16 protein-coding genes, 3 tRNA genes and 1 pseudogene are annotated in these 17,413 nt (G+C 59.9%); 12 read left to right on the top strand and 8 right to left on the bottom strand.

Features of this window, described 5'->3' with window-relative positions; translation table 11 throughout:
- Positions 1–115 precede the first annotated feature (115 nt).
- Both Q1M04_RS02880 and Q1M04_RS02875 read right to left on the bottom strand, forming a co-directional pair.
- Positions 116–937: a recombinase family protein gene (locus tag Q1M04_RS02880; RefSeq protein WP_297998020.1), complete on the bottom strand. Its 822-nt coding sequence runs from the start codon at positions 935–937 to the stop codon at positions 116–118.
- 21 nt (positions 938–958) lie between these two features.
- Entirely contained in the window at positions 959–1,426 is a 468-nt protein-coding gene (locus Q1M04_RS02875) for a recombinase family protein (protein WP_297998017.1), read from the bottom strand.
- Positions 1,427–1,671: 245 nt separating this feature from the next.
- On the opposite strand from Q1M04_RS02875, the pseudogene Q1M04_RS02870 reads away from it, so the two are divergent.
- Positions 1,672–1,827, top strand: a pseudogene (locus Q1M04_RS02870) (site-specific integrase); the annotation flags it as partial.
- Positions 1,828–2,014: 187 nt separating this feature from the next.
- Here Q1M04_RS02870 and Q1M04_RS02865 read toward each other — a convergent pair.
- From Q1M04_RS02865 to Q1M04_RS02855, 3 genes are all read right to left on the bottom strand, one after another.
- A tRNA-Val gene (locus Q1M04_RS02865) sits at positions 2,015–2,091 on the bottom strand.
- A gap of 58 nt (positions 2,092–2,149) precedes the next feature.
- Positions 2,150–2,224, bottom strand: a tRNA-Glu gene (locus tag Q1M04_RS02860).
- A gap of 72 nt (positions 2,225–2,296) precedes the next feature.
- A tRNA-Met gene (locus Q1M04_RS02855) sits at positions 2,297–2,373 on the bottom strand.
- A 213-nt stretch (positions 2,374–2,586) separates the two neighbouring features.
- On the opposite strand from Q1M04_RS02855, the gene Q1M04_RS02850 reads away from it, so the two are divergent.
- The gene (locus Q1M04_RS02850) at positions 2,587–3,405 is read left to right on the top strand and encodes a MerR family transcriptional regulator (RefSeq protein WP_297998014.1); all 819 of its coding nucleotides are present in this window, start codon (positions 2,587–2,589) and stop codon (positions 3,403–3,405) included.
- Between the two features lie 39 nt (positions 3,406–3,444).
- Here the strand turns inward: Q1M04_RS02850 and Q1M04_RS02845 are convergent, their stop codons facing one another.
- A complete protein-coding gene (locus Q1M04_RS02845; protein ID WP_297998011.1) occupies positions 3,445–5,217 on the bottom strand; it encodes a GH25 family lysozyme in 1,773 nt (590 codons plus the stop codon).
- A gap of 209 nt (positions 5,218–5,426) precedes the next feature.
- Between Q1M04_RS02845 and Q1M04_RS02840 the strand changes: the two genes are divergently transcribed.
- On the top strand, positions 5,427–6,059 hold the full coding sequence (locus tag Q1M04_RS02840; RefSeq protein WP_297998007.1) for a GyrI-like domain-containing protein: 633 nt from the start codon (positions 5,427–5,429) through the stop codon (positions 6,057–6,059).
- A gap of 36 nt (positions 6,060–6,095) precedes the next feature.
- Here Q1M04_RS02840 and Q1M04_RS02835 read toward each other — a convergent pair whose 3' ends face one another.
- Both Q1M04_RS02835 and Q1M04_RS02830 read right to left on the bottom strand, forming a co-directional pair.
- A complete protein-coding gene (locus tag Q1M04_RS02835) occupies positions 6,096–7,457 on the bottom strand; it encodes a permease prefix domain 1-containing protein (RefSeq protein ID WP_297998004.1) in 1,362 nt (453 codons plus the stop codon).
- Entirely contained in the window at positions 7,444–7,791 is a 348-nt protein-coding gene (locus Q1M04_RS02830; RefSeq protein ID WP_295735536.1) for a PadR family transcriptional regulator, read from the bottom strand. The genes Q1M04_RS02835 and Q1M04_RS02830 overlap by 14 nt, the downstream gene beginning before the upstream one ends.
- A gap of 196 nt (positions 7,792–7,987) precedes the next feature.
- Here Q1M04_RS02830 and Q1M04_RS02825 point away from each other — a divergent pair, with 196 nt between their 5' ends.
- The 9 genes from Q1M04_RS02825 (at position 7,988) to Q1M04_RS02785 (ending at position 17,395) form a co-directional block, all read left to right on the top strand.
- A complete protein-coding gene (locus tag Q1M04_RS02825; RefSeq protein ID WP_297998000.1) occupies positions 7,988–8,851 on the top strand; it encodes a class I SAM-dependent methyltransferase in 864 nt (287 codons plus the stop codon).
- Between the two features lie 15 nt (positions 8,852–8,866).
- Positions 8,867–9,718, top strand: coding sequence for an energy-coupling factor transporter ATPase (locus tag Q1M04_RS02820; protein WP_297997997.1), 852 nt, complete (start codon positions 8,867–8,869; stop codon positions 9,716–9,718).
- A 15-nt stretch (positions 9,719–9,733) separates the two neighbouring features.
- Positions 9,734–10,597, top strand: coding sequence for an energy-coupling factor transporter ATPase (locus Q1M04_RS02815; protein ID WP_293278752.1), 864 nt, complete (start codon positions 9,734–9,736; stop codon positions 10,595–10,597).
- Positions 10,591–11,397, top strand: coding sequence for an energy-coupling factor transporter transmembrane protein EcfT (locus Q1M04_RS02810; protein ID WP_297997994.1), 807 nt, complete (start codon positions 10,591–10,593; stop codon positions 11,395–11,397). The genes Q1M04_RS02815 and Q1M04_RS02810 overlap by 7 nt, the downstream gene beginning before the upstream one ends.
- Positions 11,398–11,409: 12 nt before the next feature.
- Positions 11,410–12,318, top strand: coding sequence for a hypothetical protein (locus Q1M04_RS02805; RefSeq protein WP_297997991.1), 909 nt, complete (start codon positions 11,410–11,412; stop codon positions 12,316–12,318).
- A 17-nt stretch (positions 12,319–12,335) separates the two neighbouring features.
- On the top strand, positions 12,336–13,091 hold the full coding sequence (gene truA / locus Q1M04_RS02800; protein WP_293278757.1) for a tRNA pseudouridine(38-40) synthase TruA: 756 nt from the start codon (positions 12,336–12,338) through the stop codon (positions 13,089–13,091).
- Complete coding sequence (locus tag Q1M04_RS02795; RefSeq protein ID WP_297294686.1) at positions 13,084–14,244, top strand: DUF5711 family protein; 1,161 nt, start codon at positions 13,084–13,086, stop codon at positions 14,242–14,244. The genes truA and Q1M04_RS02795 overlap by 8 nt, the downstream gene beginning before the upstream one ends.
- A 58-nt stretch (positions 14,245–14,302) precedes the next feature.
- Positions 14,303–15,007, top strand: a complete 705-nt coding sequence (locus tag Q1M04_RS02790) for a CvpA family protein (protein WP_297997987.1) — start codon at positions 14,303–14,305, stop codon at positions 15,005–15,007.
- A gap of 84 nt (positions 15,008–15,091) precedes the next feature.
- Entirely contained in the window at positions 15,092–17,395 is a 2,304-nt protein-coding gene (locus tag Q1M04_RS02785) for an ATP-dependent Clp protease ATP-binding subunit (protein WP_297997985.1), read from the top strand.
- Positions 17,396–17,413 lie beyond the last annotated feature (18 nt).

Raw genomic sequence — 17,413 nt, 5'->3', positions numbered from 1 at the left:
ACCGCAGCTATCCCAGACCCGTGGTTGCCGGCAACCGCATTTCTCCTGTGTATGTCCCCGCGCGTTGACTCCCCTGCCTGCCTTGCAACTCTCTTTTTGGTAACTTCTGGTTAACTTAATGGCATTGGTCTAATTGCCCTATATTTTTGACCTGCTTGTGTTCCAAATAATTCTCAACAAATGTCTTTTGCAGAGAGACACAGCCTCTGTATTTTTCATTTTTGAGAATCTTCCGCAGAGTTTCCTTGCTCCAGACGCTTTTACCTCTTGGCGAAGGAATCCCCATATCCTCCAGATGCGCAGATATCCTCGCAAGGCTGACTCCTGATGCTGACATCTCATAAATCAATCGAACAATTTCAGCCTGCTCCTCATGAATGAAGAGCTTTCCCTCCTGGTCATGGGTATATCCATAGCATACTCGCTGATAGTACTTGGAATTTGGATTTTGAAATGACTTACGCAGACCCCATTTGATATCCTCGCTTTTAGAGTAACTCTCATCCTGTGCCAGGGCACAAATCAGCATCAGCATAAACTCGGAGCTTTCATAGAGAGAATGGATATTCTCGCGCTCAAAATGAATATCAACATTCCGACGTCTCAACATCCGAATCGTTTTCAAAGCGTCTACTGTATTGCGTGCGAAACGGTGGGCCGATTTCGTGAGGATCATATCCACCTTGCCGCGCCGACAGGCAGAAAGCAGAGCTTTAAATCTGCTCCTCCCCTTTATCCTCGTTCCACTGCCAACGTCGGAATATACTCCCGCAAAAATCCAGTCTGGGTTTTGCTTAATATGCTTCTCGTAATATTGTTCCTGCATTGCCAAACTTGATAGTTGTTCAGCAGCTTTGGTGCTGACCCGGCAATATGCTGCCACCTTTAATTTGGGTTGGAAACTGGCTTTGGGAGGTATCATTTTGACAGTACCCATACGGCCCCTTTTCACATTTTTCTATCTCTCGCGCGAACGATGCCTGCGGCTTCTTTCTTTTTGAACGGAATCGAACAGTTCCTTTGAAATGATGGCAGGATGATGGTTCGTTAAAGTAGTCTTGGTTGAAAGGTCAATGGTTTTGACTTGTACACCATTTTTAACCTGGGTCTTACCCAAGGTAACATCTCCGGTGTATTTTTCATTGCTAAGGATTTTCGAAATGGTTTCTTTACTCCAGATTTCCTTTCCGGTAGGCGAGGGAATATCCATCAAAAACAGTGCATCGGATATTTTCCCAAGACTGTCACCAGCGGCAAACCTCTCAAAAATGTAAAGCACATGAGCGGCCTCCGCAGGATAGATCTGAAGCTTGCCTTTGGAATCTACTCTGTACCCATAACATACGATAGATGCTTTGGCTGATTTGCCGCTCTGAAAACTCCTTTGCAAGCCCGCTTTGATTTTGTCACTTCTTGCCAAATCCATGATATCATATTCCTCCCAAAATTTCAATCCATATAGAAAATATATAAAAATGAGCAGCTTTTGGCTGCTCATGAGTACACATTGTTAAATTACCTAATAAATGATGGGTGCGATTTTACTCCATTGGTCATACTAGATATCTCGAAAAAGTCTTAAAATTCAGCGGAACTAAATTCATATAAATCGATTTAAAGTCGTGCGTTTTTCTGCATTTTCACAACTTTTTGATGGAGCATTTCGTCAACTTAACATTGAAGAACGGGGTAGATGTGAAGACCCTCTCCGGCGCTCTGGGACACTACTCAGCGGGCTTCACGCTGAACACCTACACTCATGCGACTGCGCAGATGAAACAGGATGCGGCGGACACAATCGGAGCGGTCATCAGCGGTCAAATGTAAGAAAGGGAGAAGACCCCAACAACAGCACCGGGCAGGAAAATCCTGTCCGGTGCTCTTTCGTCCTTTCTGATCATTTCCCCGTGTGGGTCAACTTGTGGGTCGGCGCAAAACGCCAAAAATAAATCCTACAAAAAAGTTACGGAAAACAGAAAAAACCCGCCGAAACCACACAGTTTCGGCGGGCCGGTGGTGGAGACTACTGGACTCGAACCAGTGGCCTCATGCGTGTGAAGCATGCGCTCTAACCAGCTGAGCTAAGCCTCCAGATACCTATTCAATTATCTTTCCCATAAGACGCCGCACATCACGGCGCCTTATGGGGTGGTGACCCGTACGGGATTCGAACCCATGTTACAGCCGTGAAAGGGCCGTGTCTTAACCACTTGACCAACGGGCCGTCGTTGGAAGAATGAAAACCAGGGAGGAAAACGAGCCTTCATGAAGCGCCTTGCGGCGCTTCATGAAAGTCTGGTAGCGGCACCTGGATTTGAACCGGGGACACTGCGGGTATGAACCGCATGCTCTAGCCAACTGAGCTATGCCGCCATGTCTGCCGTCCGTAACGGACAAGTGATACTATAGCAGAAAGCCCCGGGTTTTGTCAAGCCCTTCCTTAATTTTTCTTCAAAATTTTCTTCTGGGCCGGGAGGGCTCCGCCGAGAAGGAAAAATTTTTTGAAATTTCCCCTTGACTCTCCCCCCTGGGGAGGGCTTATGCTGTTTTTGAGCTCAACATTCACAACGTTGTGGAGGTATCACTATGCTGAAGATCGGCGAATTTTCAAAACTCTCCAGAGTCAGCATCCGCTCCCTGCGCCGCTATGACGAGGCCGGGCTTTTGGCCCCGGCGTCCATCGACTCCTTTACCGGCTACCGCTACTACAGTGAGCGCCAGCTTCCCGTCGCCAACCGCATCCGGGCCCTCCGGGATATGGGCTTTCCCCTGGCCGCCGTCCGGGAGGTGCTGGGCTGCTACGACGACCCTGGGGCGCTGGAGCGCTGCCTGCTGCTCCAGCGGTCGTTGGCTTGGGAGGAGATGGAGGAGGCGCGGAAGCGGCTTCGCCTATTGGACACAGCCTTGGAACGGCTGAGAAAGGACGAAACGATGATGAAATACGATGTTACCATTAAAACCCTGCCTGAGCGTCATGTCGCCAGTGTCCGGCAGATCATCCCCAGCTATGACCGGGAGGGAGACCTGTGGCATATCTACTGCCAGGAGACTGCCCGGATGAACATTCAGGACGGGGACCCGGTGCTCTGTACGGCCATGTACTACGACGGGGAGTTCAAAGACCAGGACGTGGATGTGGAAATCCAGAAAAACGTGGTGGGAACTTACCCCGACACGGAACACGTAAAGTTCAAGACTGTCCCGGCGGTGCAGGTGGCCTCCGCCACGTTCCGGGGAAGCTACGACCAAATTTCCACTGTGAACGAAGCTGTGGCGGCCTGGGTGGAGGACAACGGCTGGACCTTTGACGGCCTCTTCTTCAATATTTACCACGTCAGCCCCCACGAGACCCGGAATCCCGACGAGTTCGTCACGGAGGTCTGCTATCCCGTGAAGCGGAAGTGACAGACAGCCCCCGGCGGTTTTCCGCCGGGGGCCGGTCCTTTATCGAATAAACTGGATGTTTGCGTCCACATTTCCGCCGATGCCGGCGACGGAGCACTTGCTGGAGAACTGCCAGTAGTCCGGCTGATAATAAAGGGTGGGGCACAGCTTTTCCGAGCTGTCGCTCTTGTACTCGGGATACCAGCAGAGGTAGGGCGCGATGGCCCCCTGGTCGTATTTCACATAGCTGACATAGGTCCCGGCGTAGATCATGGGCGTGTAGCCCGCCTCCTGGATACGCTTGCAGAAGGCGATGGCGCAGGCGGTGGCCATCTCCGGCGAGGTGCCGTAGACCCGGTAGCTGGAGTCGTGCATCTCCCAGTCATAGGCCACGGGACCGTTGATGTTCAGGCCCCGGAGGCGCTCAATAACGAAATCCGCCTCCTCAATGGCCTCCTCCACGGTGATGGCCTGGGCGAAGAAGTACACGCCTGTCTCGATCCCGGCGGCCATAGCCCCCTCAATGTTCTGGCGGTAGAAGGCGTCCTCGTTGATTTTGCCGGAGGAGTAGCCCCGGAGGCCGATACGGATCATGGCGAAGTCCACTCCGTCGTTTCGGACGGCCTGCCAGTCGATGGTCTCATTTTGGCTGGCCCGGTTCTGGTAGGCGGAGACGTCGATGCCGAAGCGGGTGCGGAATTGGCTGCCGATGTACACCAGCCGGTCCGGATGGTCTGCGGCCCAGATAAAGTCCCCATGCCGGAGCTGGTTTTGCTCCGTGCCCGCGTAGACGGGAATCTTCCGGTCGCTGTAGTCGATGGTTTCCCCGGTGGTGATGCCGGGAGTATAGACCTCGCTGGGCTGGATGCCGGGCCCGGCGGGCTGTTCCGGCACCGTCGGCGCGCTGGGGTCCGCGGGAGTGGGCACCACAACAATGCCCCAGTCAAAGTCATCCCCCGAGCCGGGGGTCCCGGGCTCTTCGGGCGGGGTGGGCTGCACCGGGGTCACCGGATCCACAGGCGTGACGGGGGCCTCGGCCGGAGTGCTGAGGATCTGCGGCGTGACGGAGCTGAAATTCCGAATTTCCCCGGTGACGGTGACGTTGTCCAGAGTGATGGCCCCGGTGACGCCGGGGGCAATGAGCAGGTCTCCGGTGACGGTCATATTGGACAGCTCCGCGCCGCCCGCGGCGTTGATAAGTAGGCTGCCCTCCACGTTGCTGGAGTAGCTTCCGCTGGTTTGGATCAGGACCTGGATCATGTTGTTCAGCAGGTTCACCAGCTCCGCCCGGGTCAGGGGCTCCGTGGGGCGGAAGCTTCCCTCCGCTGCGTCGGTGATCCAGCCCTGGGCGGTGAGCTCGGCGATGTAGAGACGGGCATAGCCTGCGATCTGCGCCTCGTCGTGATAGGTCAGGGCGTTGTCTGTCCCGCCCAGCTGGAAGGCCCGGGCCACCATGGTCATGGCCTGCTGGCGGGTGATGCTGTCCCCCGGAAGGGCCTTGCCCTCGCTGCCCAGGTACACCCCGGCGGCGTTGAGCTTTAAAATGGAGTCCTCCCAGCGGCTCCCATTGGTGTCGGAGAAGGTCCCGGCGGGAGCGGCGGCCTGGAACTGGAGGAAGCGGTCCAGAATCCCGGCGAAGGCCCCCCGGGTGATGGAGGCGTCAGGCCGGAAGGACCCGTCGTCGTAGCCCTGGAGCACGCCGTACTCCTGGCTCCATTTGTTGACGGCGGATTCAGCCCAATGGCCGGTTGTGTCGGTGAAGGCCAAAGCGGGCGTGAGGAGCAGGGCCCCGGCCAGGAGGCCGGAGAGAATACGCTGTCGAATAAGACGCATAGCAGGTTCCTTTCGTCGGTTTTTGTCGAGACGGTATGTAAAAAAAGTCCGCCGCATGTCGGGGCCGCGGCAGGGGTCCACGCTGTTAATTGCCCATTATATAGGAAATTTGCCTCCCGGTCAATATTCCGGGGCGGATTTCCAGAAATAACATGCGCTTGCGTTTTTTCAAAAAACTGTTAAACTATCCATGGAAAGGGAGGGTTCGTATGGCCTTTGATTTCAAGAAGGAGTTCAAGGAGTTCTATCTGCCCAAGGACAGACCGGAAATTGTGACGGTGCCGGAGATGAACTATATCGCCGTGCAGGGCAGGGGAGACCCCAACCAGGAGGGCGGGGCCTACCAGCGGGCCATGGGCGTGCTGTACGCCGTGGCCTATACCCTGAAAATGAGCTATAAGAGCGACTACCGCATTGAGGGCTTCTTCGAGTACGTGGTCCCGCCCCTGGAGGGCTTCTGGCGGCAGGAGGGAGGAAGCGGCATAGATTATGGGAACAAGGACGGCTTCCTCTGGACCTCCGCCATCCGCCTGCCGGACTTTGTGACCCCGGCGGACTTCGCCTGGGCGGTGGAGACCGCCTCCCGGAAAAAGAAGCTGGATTGCTCCGCTGCGGAGTTCTGGACAGTGGAGGAGGGCCTCTGCGTCCAGATCATGCATCTGGGCTCCTTCGACTCCGAACCGGAGTCGGTGGCGAAAATGGACGCATTTATAGAGGAGCAGGGCTATGCCGGGGACCTGAGCGAGGCCCGGCGGCACCATGAAATCTACCTCACCGACGCCAGGCGGGTCCCGCCGGAGAGGTGGAAGACCGTTATCCGCCACCCAATCAGGAAGGTGTAAAAAGAGCCTCCCCGCCGTGCGGCGGGGAGGCTCTTTTCATTGATACTCGAATTTGATCCGCAGCCGTTTCCTCTGCGGGACCGGACCGCCCGGCCCCTCCCGGGCGATGGAGTTCCCCCGGAACACCGACAGGGCCAGGCCGATGAGCGCCATGTCCACCACCGTTTGGAAGTTCCCCACCACCAGGGGCAGGCTGGCGGAGAACAGCACAAAGCCGAAATTCAGCGCCGCGCTGAACAGCGTCTGAAATCCCAGGGTCAGGACCACCGCCAGCACCACGAAATGGCCCGGCAGATAGCTCTGCCGCAGGCCCTTCACCAGCATCCAGAGGAGCAGGATGGTCAGCGCCGCCAGCAGGAGCGCCAGGGGAATCCAGCCCCAGGCCACCGCCATGGAGGCGGGGAGGAAGTCGTGGGAAAAGTCAATGGGCCGAAGCTCCTGGCCGCCGCCGAAGATCCGGGCCCCGGCGTTGACCGGCATGGCGGCTTCGCCGCCGACGCTGCGCAGGGGAGGAACGTCCTCCCAGAACATATGCAACACCCAGCCCATGTAACCCCGGTGCTCTTTCTCCAGCTCCGGCCGGAGGGCAATCATCACCCGGAGCAGGAAGGAATTGAGGTAGCCCTTGAGAAAGAGAAAAGCCAGGAGTCCGAAAGCGACGGCCAGGACTGCGCCCGCACCTTTCCAACGGCCCACGCCGAACCAATCCCGGCCCGCCGCGTAGAGCGTCGCCGCCAGGCCGGAGAACAGCAGGATAAACAGCCCTGAAGCGCTAGGTATGAGGCAGCAGACCGCCGCCAAAGGCATACCGCCCAAGATAGTAAGTAGAAGTCCTTTCCAGCCTTTACCCCGGAAGCTGTAGAGCCAGAGGACATAGGCCAGAGGATAGAGCGCTGACATGAGGCTGAAGCTGTAGGTTGGATAAACAAACCGCAGGAGCGGGACCGTCATGACCAGTGTTCCAATGTACAGAGCCCGGGCGTGCCGGACCAGCCGGGAGACGTCCAGAAAGTACATCCCCAGCATCGCCGCCGTGCCCAGGCCCAGGGAGGCCAGGGCCCTCATCAGGACCAGGTCTTGCCGGAAATAGGGGAGGCGAAAAAGTACCCGCAGAAATACTCCGACCGCAGCCAGAACGATAGTCAGCCCCAATAGCCCCCATTGGGGCCGGGGCCGGTGGCTCCGGTCCAGCTCGGTCCCCACGGTCACCGGGTCGCCCATGTCCTCCACCGCCAGCCGCTCCGCCTCATCGGGGGCCTTGCCCTCTTTTAGGAAATCGTCTCGCTGGTCCTCCAGGTGCCGCTCCAGCTCCCGGACCAGCAGGGGACGGGCCCGCTTCCAGCGAATCTGCCCCTGCACCGCCTCCAGATAGGCGGCGATGGTCTTACGCTCCGGCAAGGCACGCGCCCCCTTTCAGAACCCGGCCCACGGCACGGGCGTAGGCGTTCCAGGCCGTTTCCTTCTCCTGGAGCGCGCTCCGGCCCTGCTTGGTCAGGTGGTAATACCGCCGGGTTTTCCCGGACTCCGCCGTTTGCTCATAGGCGGTGACAAACCCCTTTTCCTCCAGGCTGTGGAGGAGGGGGTAGAGGGTCCCCGCCTTGAGGCGGAAGGTGTCGTCGCTCCGCCGCCGGAGCTCCGCGATCATCTGATACCCGTAGAGATCTCCGTCTTCCAGCAGCTTCAGCACCAGCAGGGACATGCTCCCGCTGACCAGGCTCTTTTCCAGTTCCATAGTGCGCCTCCTTATAGATAGACAGCCGATATATTAGTGTCTGCATTATATATCGGCTGTCTATCTATGTCAAGAGGCGAGATTGGAAATTTTTTGTGGCTTCTTCCTAAATCCGGCAAGGAAAGGTTGACGAAATGCCCATAGGGGCGGTATAATAACCTGATTTATTATATCGTAGAGAACGGGAGGACGGGCTATGTGGATTGCGGACCGATGGGAGGACTATGAGCTGCTGGACTGCGGCGGCGGGGAGCGCCTGGAGCGCTGGGACCGCCAAGTGCTGGTCCGCCCGGACCCTCAGGCCATCTGGGAGACGCCCAGGGAGCACCCGGCCTGGAAGAAGGCGGGAGGGCGGTATCTCCGCTCCTCCACCGGGGGAGGGCACTGGGAGAAAAAGGCCCTGCCGGAGAGCTGGAAGATCCGGTACCGGGACCTGACCTTCCAGGTGAAGCCCATGAACTTCAAGCACACGGGCCTGTTTCCCGAACAGGCCGTAAACTGGGACTTTATGGCGGAAAAAATCAAAAACGCCGGGCGGCCCGTCCGGGTGCTGAACCTCTTTGCCTATACCGGCGGGGCCACCGCGGCCTGCGCCAGGGCCGGGGCCAGCGTCTGCCATGTGGACGCCGCCAAAGGCATGGTGGCCTGGGCCCGGGAAAACGCCAGGCTCTCCGGCCTGGGGGAGGCCCCCATCCGCTGGATTGTGGACGACTGTGCCAAGTTCGTAGAGCGGGAGATCCGCCGGGGGAAGTCCTACGACGCCATCGTGATGGACCCGCCCAGCTATGGCCGGGGCCCCGGCGGGGAGGTCTGGAAGCTGGAGGAGAACCTGTATCCCTTTGTGAAGCTCTGCGCCGGGGTGCTGTCGGACAAGCCCCTGTTTGTGCTGATCAACTCCTATACCACGGGCCTGGCCCCGTCGGTGCTGGGCTACCTTTTGAACCTTTTGGTGAAGGAGAAGTACGGCGGGAAGTGTACGTGGGATGAGCTGGGCCTTCCCGTTACGGCCACGGGCCTGGCCCTGCCCTGCGGGGCCACGGGGAAATGGTTCTCAGAATAGAAAGTGGGAAACGAGATGCCTGATATGATCCAAACCGAGAGCCTCCGTTTTGCCTATCCGGCGGACGAGGGGCAAAAGCCCGTCTACGCCCTCCGGGGCGTGGATCTGGAAATTAAAAAGGGCAGCTTTGTGGTTATCCTGGGCCACAACGGCTCCGGAAAATCCACCTTGGCCAAGACCTTCAACGCCGTGCTCCTTCCCGCCGGGGGGAAGGTGTACGTGGAGGGCATGGACACCCTGGATCAGGACCTGCTCCTGGCCATCCGCCAGCGGGTGGGCATGGTGTTCCAGAACCCGGACAACCAGATCGTCGCCAACGTGGTGGAGGAGGACGTGGCCTTCGCCCCGGAGAACCTGGGCGTGCCCACGGAGGAAATCCGCCGCCGGGTGGACGGGGCCTTGAAGGCCGTGGGCATGGACGAATTCGTCACCCACGCGCCCCACCTTCTTTCCGGCGGGCAGAAGCAGCGCATCGCCATCGCCGGGGTCATCGCCATGGAGCCCGCCTGTGTCGTCCTGGACGAGGCCACCGCCATGCTGGACCCCATTGGGCGGCGGGAAGTGCTGTCCACCATTCACCGCTTGAACAGGGAAAAGGGCATCACGGTGGTTTTGATTACCCACCACATGAACGAGGCGGAGGACGCGGACCGCGTTGTCGTTATGAACGACGGCCGGGTGGACCTGGACGGAACGCCGGAGGAGGTGTTCAGCCAGGTGACCCGCCTCCGGCACCTGGGCCTGACGGCGCCGGATACCGTGGACCTGCTGGACCGCCTCCGGCAAAAGGGATGGGACGTGCCCCTGGACGCCCTGCGGGCGGAGGACTGCGCCGCCGCCATTGCCGGGGCTTTGAAGAACGAGTGACGGAGGAACGAAGCCTTGCCTATCCTGGAGATTAAAAACCTGACCCATACCTACGGTATCGGGACGCCCTTCCGGCGCAGCGCGGTGGAAGACGTCAGCTTTGCCGTGGAACAAGGAGAGTTCCTGGGCATCATCGGCCACACCGGGTCCGGGAAATCCACCCTGATACAGCACCTGAACGGCCTCTTAAAGCCCACGTCCGGGCAGATTTTGCTGGACGGAAAGGACATCTGGGCCGAGCCGAAAAAAATACGAAGCGTCCGCTTCCAGGTGGGCCTGGTGTTCCAGTACCCGGAGTACCAGCTCTTTGAGGAAACGGTTTATAAGGATATCTCCTTCGGCCCCAGGAACCAGGGGAAGACGGGGGAGGCCTTGGACCACGCCGTCCGGGAGGCGGCGCGGCTGGTGGGCCTTCGGGACGAGCAGCTGGAGAAATCCCCCTTTGAGCTCTCCGGCGGACAGAAGCGCCGGGTGGCCCTGGCGGGAGTCCTGGCCATGGAGCCCAAGGTGCTGGTGCTGGACGAGCCCACGGCGGGCCTGGACCCGGCGGGCCGGGAGAATCTGATGGCGAACATCCGGGAGTACCACCGGCATAAGAACGCCACCATCCTTCTGGTCAGCCACAGCATGGACGAAATCGCCCAGAACGTGGACCGTATCCTGGTGCTGAAATCCGCTCATATTTTGATGAGCGGGACCCCGGCGGAGATTTTCACCCGGGCGGAGGAGCTTCTTTCCGCCGGGCTGGACGTGCCCCAGATCACCCGTGTGGCCATGTCCCTCCGGGACCGGGGGCTTCCCATCGACCCCGCTGTTTACACCGTGGAGGACTTGGAGCGCCAGCTCCTGGCTCTGAAAGGGGGCGGGGCTCCATGCTGAAGGACATCACCCTGGGCCAGTATTTCCCGGGAAATACCGCAGCCCACAGGCTGGACCCCCGGACAAAGATCCTGCTGGTGGTGCTGTATATTACCGCCCTGTTTACCGCCAAGAGCTTCCTGGCCTACGGCCTGATGGCCCTGGTGCTGGCGGTCTGTGTCCGTGTCTCCGGGGTGGGGCTCAAAGCCCTGGTGAAGGGCTTGAAGCCGGTGCTGTTCATCATCGTCTTCACCGGCGTCCTGAACCTGTTTTTCACGCCCGGGGCCACCGAGCTCTGGGCCTGGGGGCCCTTTCAGGTCACGGACACGGGCCTGCGGAACGCGGCGTTTATGATCCTGCGGATTATGCTCCTCATCATGGGAACCTTCCTCATGACCTACACCACCAGCCCCATCAGCCTTACCGACGGCCTGGAGCGGCTGCTGAACGGCTTGAAGCGCTTCCACGTTCCGGTTCACGAGCTGACCATGATCATGTCCATCGCCCTGCGGTTCATCCCCACGCTGATTGAGGAGACGGATAAAATCATGTCCGCCCAGAAGGCCCGGGGGGCGGATTTCGAGAGCGGGAACCTGATGGAGAAGGCGAAGGCCCTGGTGCCCATCCTGGTGCCGCTGTTTATCAGCGCCTTCCGCCGGGCGGACGAGCTGGCCACGGCCATGGAGTGCCGCTGTTACCACGGCGGCGAGGGCCGGACAAAGCTCCATATTTTGAAGTATGAGCGCCGGGACTACATCGCCCTGACCCTGGGGGTTCTGATTCTGGCGGGCGTGATTGCCATGAGGGCCGTTGGCCTTTGAGGAGGAGGGAAAATGGAGGGAAAGAAAAGACAGATACAGGTTTTGACGCTGGTCCTCTGTCTGCTTTTAGTGTGCCTGAACCTCTGGCAGCTCCGGCAGATTTCGGACCTGCGGGAAGACCTGAGAAGGACCGAGGCTAATCTGCAAACGGAGACAAGGCGTCTTGACGAGCGGATTCAGGTTGTGCAGCGGGCGATGCGGGAAGCGGACGCGGTGGTTCTGGACTGGGAGTACACCACCGCCGTGAACAAAGAACAGCGGGTTCTGGATGTGACGGTGGATTTGTCCTTGAAGGAGTGGAGCGTGGACACGGAGGTGTGGGTGAACTGGACCTCCCTCCTTGATGGGAAAACCGGCTCGGAACCCATGCGCGGCGGCAAGAGCGGGCGTCTTACCGGCATACTGAAGCTGCCTGTGGGGGGCCACCGGGAGTATGCACTGGAAGCCGTCATTCAAAACGGCGAGAGCCGGCGGCTGGAGGACCTGGGCTATCTGGGGGACACAGCCACGCTGCTGCCGGTTCAGCTTGCCGGTTGCGGCGGCTCCAGTGCAAACTACACCCGAGAAAAAGACGGGGGCGGAATCTTTGACCTGTCTTTTTATGAAGTCAACTTGCAGGGCTCCAAGGGGAGCGGGGCCCCGGAGGTCAAAGACGCGGTGTTCCGCCTCCGGCGGAATGGGGACGTTGCCGTGGAGCAAACCGCCAAGTATGGGGAGACTATCGAAAATTATACCTGTGACCCTGAGAAGGGCCTGATCGCCGAGGCCGGTATGGGGGACGAATTTACTCTGTCCTTCTTCTGCCGGGACACGTCCGGCCTGGGCTATGAATTTGACCTGGAGCAGTGGTCCATCGGCGAGAGCGGAATTGCCCGGGAGCACGGCCCGGAGGACTTCTGGCCCAAGCTCACCTGGGACTGACAAGAAGGAGGCGGCACATGCGCAACATCGCCCTGAAACTTACCTACAACGGCACCGCCTACCACGGCTGGCAGGTGCAGAAAAACGCCGCCTCCGTCTGCGAGACCCTGCAAAAGGCCATCTCCAAGGTCTGCGGGGGGCCTGTCCACCTGACGGGCTGCGGAAGGACGGACGCCGGGGTCCACGCGGAGCGGTACGTGGCCAATTTCCGCACGGAGAGCCGCATCCCCATTGACCGGATGCCCTACGCCATCAACACCCACACCCCGGAGGACATTGCCGTCCGGGAGGCGGTGGAGGTGGGGGAGGATTTCAACGCCATCGGCTCCTGTGTCAAAAAGGAATACACCTACCGCATTTACAACTCCCGCTTCAAAAATCCCTTCTACGTGAACCGGGCCTACTTTTACCCAAAACGGCTGGACGAGGACTTTTTGAACCAAGCCGCCCATATGTTTGTGGGGACCCACGATTTCCGGGCCGTCCGCTCGGTGGGCACGGAGACGAAAACCACCGTGCGGACCATTTACTGGTGCGACGTGACCCGGAGCGGGGACCTGCTGGAACTCCGGGTCTGCGCCGACGGCTTTTTGTACAACATGGTCCGGGCCATTACGGGGACCGTGCTTTACGCCGCCGAGGGGAAATTTGCCCCGGAGGACATCCCCGCCATTTTGGAGAGCGGGGACCGGACCCTGGCGGGGCCCACGGTGCCCCCGGGGGGGCTGTACCTGACGAGAATCTGGTATGAGGATGAACGGCTGAATGAGTGAGAAACGCGTGGACAAGTCCAAAGAGGGGAAGCATCCCGTCCGCAGCTTCCTGAGCTTCCTGCTGCTGCTGGCGGCGGTGCTCCTGGTGGTGCTCTTCGCGGCCTACCGGGACGGGACGGGCTTCGACATCCTCCGGCGCTACCTCCATTATGGGCGCTCGGAGCAGGTGGGCGGCGCGACGGTCTATCACTATGACGCCTCGTCTAAGAACCGCTATGCCCTTCTGGGAGAGAGCTTAGTGGTGCTGTCGGACGCGTCGCTGAGCCTTTACAACGGCGCGGGGGAGGAGGTTTGGTCCGCCCCTGTGACCATGACGGCCCCGGCCCTGGTCTCCGGCGGAGGAAGGGCGGCGGCTTACGACGTGGGGGGTACGTCGCTGTATGTGCTGGACCAGACAGGTTTGCTGCTGGAGCTTACCGCCGACGAGGAGGAGCCCTACATAGCCGCCACGCTGAACAAAAACGGGGCCCTGGCGGTGACGGCTCAGAAAAAGGGCTATAAGGGCAGCGTTAAGGTCTACGACCGGGCCTTGGGACTGGAGCCGGACTTTGAGTTCAAATCTTCCAAGCGTTTCGTCTCGGACGGATACGTCCTGGAGGATTCTCTGGCGGCGGTGACCCTGGGACAGGAGAACGGCGTCTTTGTCAGCAGCATTGTGCTCTATCAAATGCCGGAGACGGAACCGGCGGCGGACTACAGCATCTCCGGCGGACTGGTGGCCGCCGTTGGAGAGCAGGAGGGACGGCTGGTGACCGTTTCCGACACGGCTCTGACGTTTGCCGGAGCCAACGGAGAGATCGCCGGGACCTATTCTTACGGCGGGGCCTACCTCCGGGAATACGACCTGGGGGGCATGGGCTTCGCGGCGCTGCTTTTGAACCGCTACCGCTCCGGCAGCGTGGGGCGGCTGGTCACCGTGGACAAGGACGGCGAGGTCCTGGGCTCCCTGGACGTGCGGGAAGAGGTGCTGGACATCTCCGCCTCCGGCCGGTATCTGGCGGTGCTTTACTCGGACCGCCTGGCGGTGTATAATCAGGACCTCCAGCCTTACGCCACCCTCCAGGGGACGGGGGACGCCCGGGGAGTCCTGATGCGCTCCGACGGATCGGCCCTGCTGCTGTCCGCCGGTTCCGCCAGCCTGTTTTTGCCTTGACTGTATGAAAATAAGCGGCGTGTTCACAAAACGTTTACACGGGAAGAGGTAGGAAAGTTTGACGACACCTGTTATAATAGATGCTGTTGCCGTGGTGGTGCTGGCGGGCTTCGCGGTCTGGGGAGCCTGGAAGGGCCTGCTGCGGACCCTGGCGGGGCTGCTGGTGCTGGCCCTGTCCCTGGCGGGGGCGGGAATTATCGCCTCGGCCCTGTCGGCCCCGGCGGCGAAGGTCATTGCCCCGGTCATTGAGAAGCGGATCGAGGCCCGTCTGGACGAGGCCATCCGGGAGCGGCGTTCCTCCGGCGGCGGGCCGGTGGAAGAAGGCGCCTTGGAGGATCATCTGTCCATTGCGGAAATGCTGGAGCTGCTGGGAATCGACGAGGTCCAGCGGAACGCCCTGGCTTTCCGGGCCCAGGACGCCGTGCGGGACACCGGAGTCCAGGTGATAACCGCCGTGATTGAGAGCGTGGCCCAATCCGCGCTTTACGGCGTGCTGTACATGATTTCCTTTGTCCTGCTGTCCCTTGCGCTGCATCTGCTGGTGAGGATGCTGGATGCGGTTTTGAGACTGCCGGGCCTCCATGGGCTCAACGCCTTTGGAGGTGGAATGATCGGCCTGGCGGAGGGGGCGCTGCTGCTGTTTTTGGCGGTGTGGACGCTGCGCCTGGTGGGCGTCTCCTTCGACGGACAGGAAAGCAGCCGGATTTTTCGGTTTTTCACCACTCATACGCCCCTGGATGCTTTGAAGTTCCTGGGGATATGACAATTCCCCGGCCAGGCCGGGGGGCCTTCGTGAGGCCCGATATCAAACGATCAGCGCCGGAGGGCGCGTGGAGGTTTAAGAGGTATGCAGCCGACACTTTGTTCCAGATGCAAGAAAAACGTCGCCGTGGTCTTTATTTCAAAGCTGGACGGCGAGAGAACCATCAACGAGGGCCTGTGCCTGAAATGCGCCAAGGAGCTGGGGCTTCCCCAGGTGGACGACATGATGAAGCGCATGGGGATTTCCGATGAGGACCTGGAAACCCTGAACAGCGAAATGATGCAGGCCATGAACGGCGTGGAAAATATTGAGGACCTGCCCGGTGGAGAGGAAGGAGACGAGGAGGAAGAGGGCAAGACCGCCACCTTCCCCTTCTTGAACCGCCTGTTCTCCGGCGGAGAGCCTTCCAAGGAGAGCGCCGAGGAGGGCCGGAGCGAGCGCCGGGAGAAAAAGGAGTCCTCCAAAAATGCCAAGCGGAAGTATTTGGAGAACTACTGCATCTCCCTGACCCAGAAGGCCAAGGACGGCAAGCTGGACCCGGTCATCGGCCGGGCGGAGGAGATTGAGCGGGTAGTCCAGATTCTGAACCGCCGCCAAAAGAACAACCCCTGCCTTATCGGTGAGCCCGGCGTGGGCAAAACCGCTATTGCCGAGGGGTTGTCCCAGCGCATCGCCGAGGGCGACGTGCCCTTCAAGCTCCGGGAGAAGGAGGTCTACCTCCTGGACCTGACGGCTTTGGTGGCGGGCACCCAGTTCCGGGGCCAGTTCGAAAGCCGGATGAAGGGCCTCATCGACGAGGTGAAGCGCCTGGGGAATATTATATTGATGATCGACGAGGTCCACAACCTGGTGGGAGCGGGAGACGCCGAGGGCAGCATGAACGCGGCGAACATCTTAAAGCCCGCCCTGAGCCGGGGAGAGATCCAGGTTATCGGCGCTACCACCTTCAACGAATACCGCAAGCACATTGAAAAGGATTCCGCTCTGGAGCGGCGCTTCCAGCCGGTGACGGTGAACGAGCCATCCGTGGAGGATTCCATCAAGATTTTGAAGGGCCTGGCTCCCAAGTACGAGGAGTTCCACGGCGTCAAGCTGACGGAGGGCATTCTCCGCCAGGCGGTGCTGCTCAGTGAGCGCTACATCACGGACCGGTTTTTGCCGGATAAGGCCATTGACCTTATCGACGAGGCGAGTTCGGATCTGAACTTGAAGGACCCGGACATCTCCCGGCGGATGCAGATTCAGCGGGAGATGGACGACTACGCCAAGGAGCGGACCATGCTGGAGGAGAAAGAGGAGAAGTCCGAGGAGGACTACGCCCGCATGGCGGAGCTGAAAAGCCGGGACCTCCAGCTTTCCACGGAGCTCAGCGTCATTGAAGAGAAGGGCCAGCCCCAGCTGAGCATGGAGAATCTGGCTCATGTCATCGAGCTGTGGACCAAGATTCCCGCCTCCCGCATCCGGGAGCAGGAGTTCCAGCGCCTCAGCCAGCTGGAGGAACGCCTGAAAGACCACATCATCGGCCAGGACGAGGCCATCGAGGCCGTGTCCGCCGCCGTCCGCCGGAACCGGGTGGGCATCTCCCCCAAGCACAAGCCCGTCAGTTTCATCTTTGTGGGCTCCACCGGTGTAGGAAAAACGGAGCTGGTGAAGCAGCTGGCCACGGATCTGTTCAATACTCCCGACGCCTTAATTCGCCTGGACATGTCGGAGTTTATGGAAAAGCACTCCGTCTCCCGCATCGTGGGCTCTCCTCCGGGCTACGTGGGCTATGACGAGGCGGGCCAGCTGACGGAGAAAATCCGCCGGAAGCCCTATGCCGTCGTCCTTTTCGACGAGATTGAAAAGGCCCACCCCGACGTGCTGAACGTCCTTCTGCAAATCCTGGACGACGGCGAAATCACCGACGCCCACGGACGGAAGGTGAACTTTGAAAACACCATCATCGTCATGACCTCCAACGCCGGAAGCGCCACCAAGGAGGGGACCGTGGGCTTTGACCGGAGCCTCAGCCAGCAGGACAGCGAAAAGGCCATGAAGGCCCTTCAGCAGTTCCTCCGGCCGGAGTTCATCAACCGGGTGGACGCGGTGATCACCTTCAACCGCCTCTCTGAGAAGGACTTCCAGTCCATCGCCCGGATTATGCTGGACGAGCTGCGGGACTCCTTGAAGGAGAAGGGCATTACCTTTACCTACGACGCCACCCTGGTGGACTTCCTGACCAAGAAGTCCTATTCCCGGACCTATGGGGCCCGGAATCTCCGCCGGACCATCCAGAAGGAGCTGGAGGACCCCATGGCGACGAAAATCATCAACAGCTATGAGGAGCCGATCATCGGCATCAACGCCGCCGCCGAAAACGAACACGTCTGCCTACAGACGCTTTAAGCCGCGTCTGCGATTTTT

Source organism: uncultured Oscillibacter sp. (assembly GCF_950073225.1).
GTDB lineage: Bacteria > Bacillota > Clostridia > Oscillospirales > Oscillospiraceae > Oscillibacter.
This window is presented reverse-complemented; position numbering and strand designations above follow the sequence as displayed.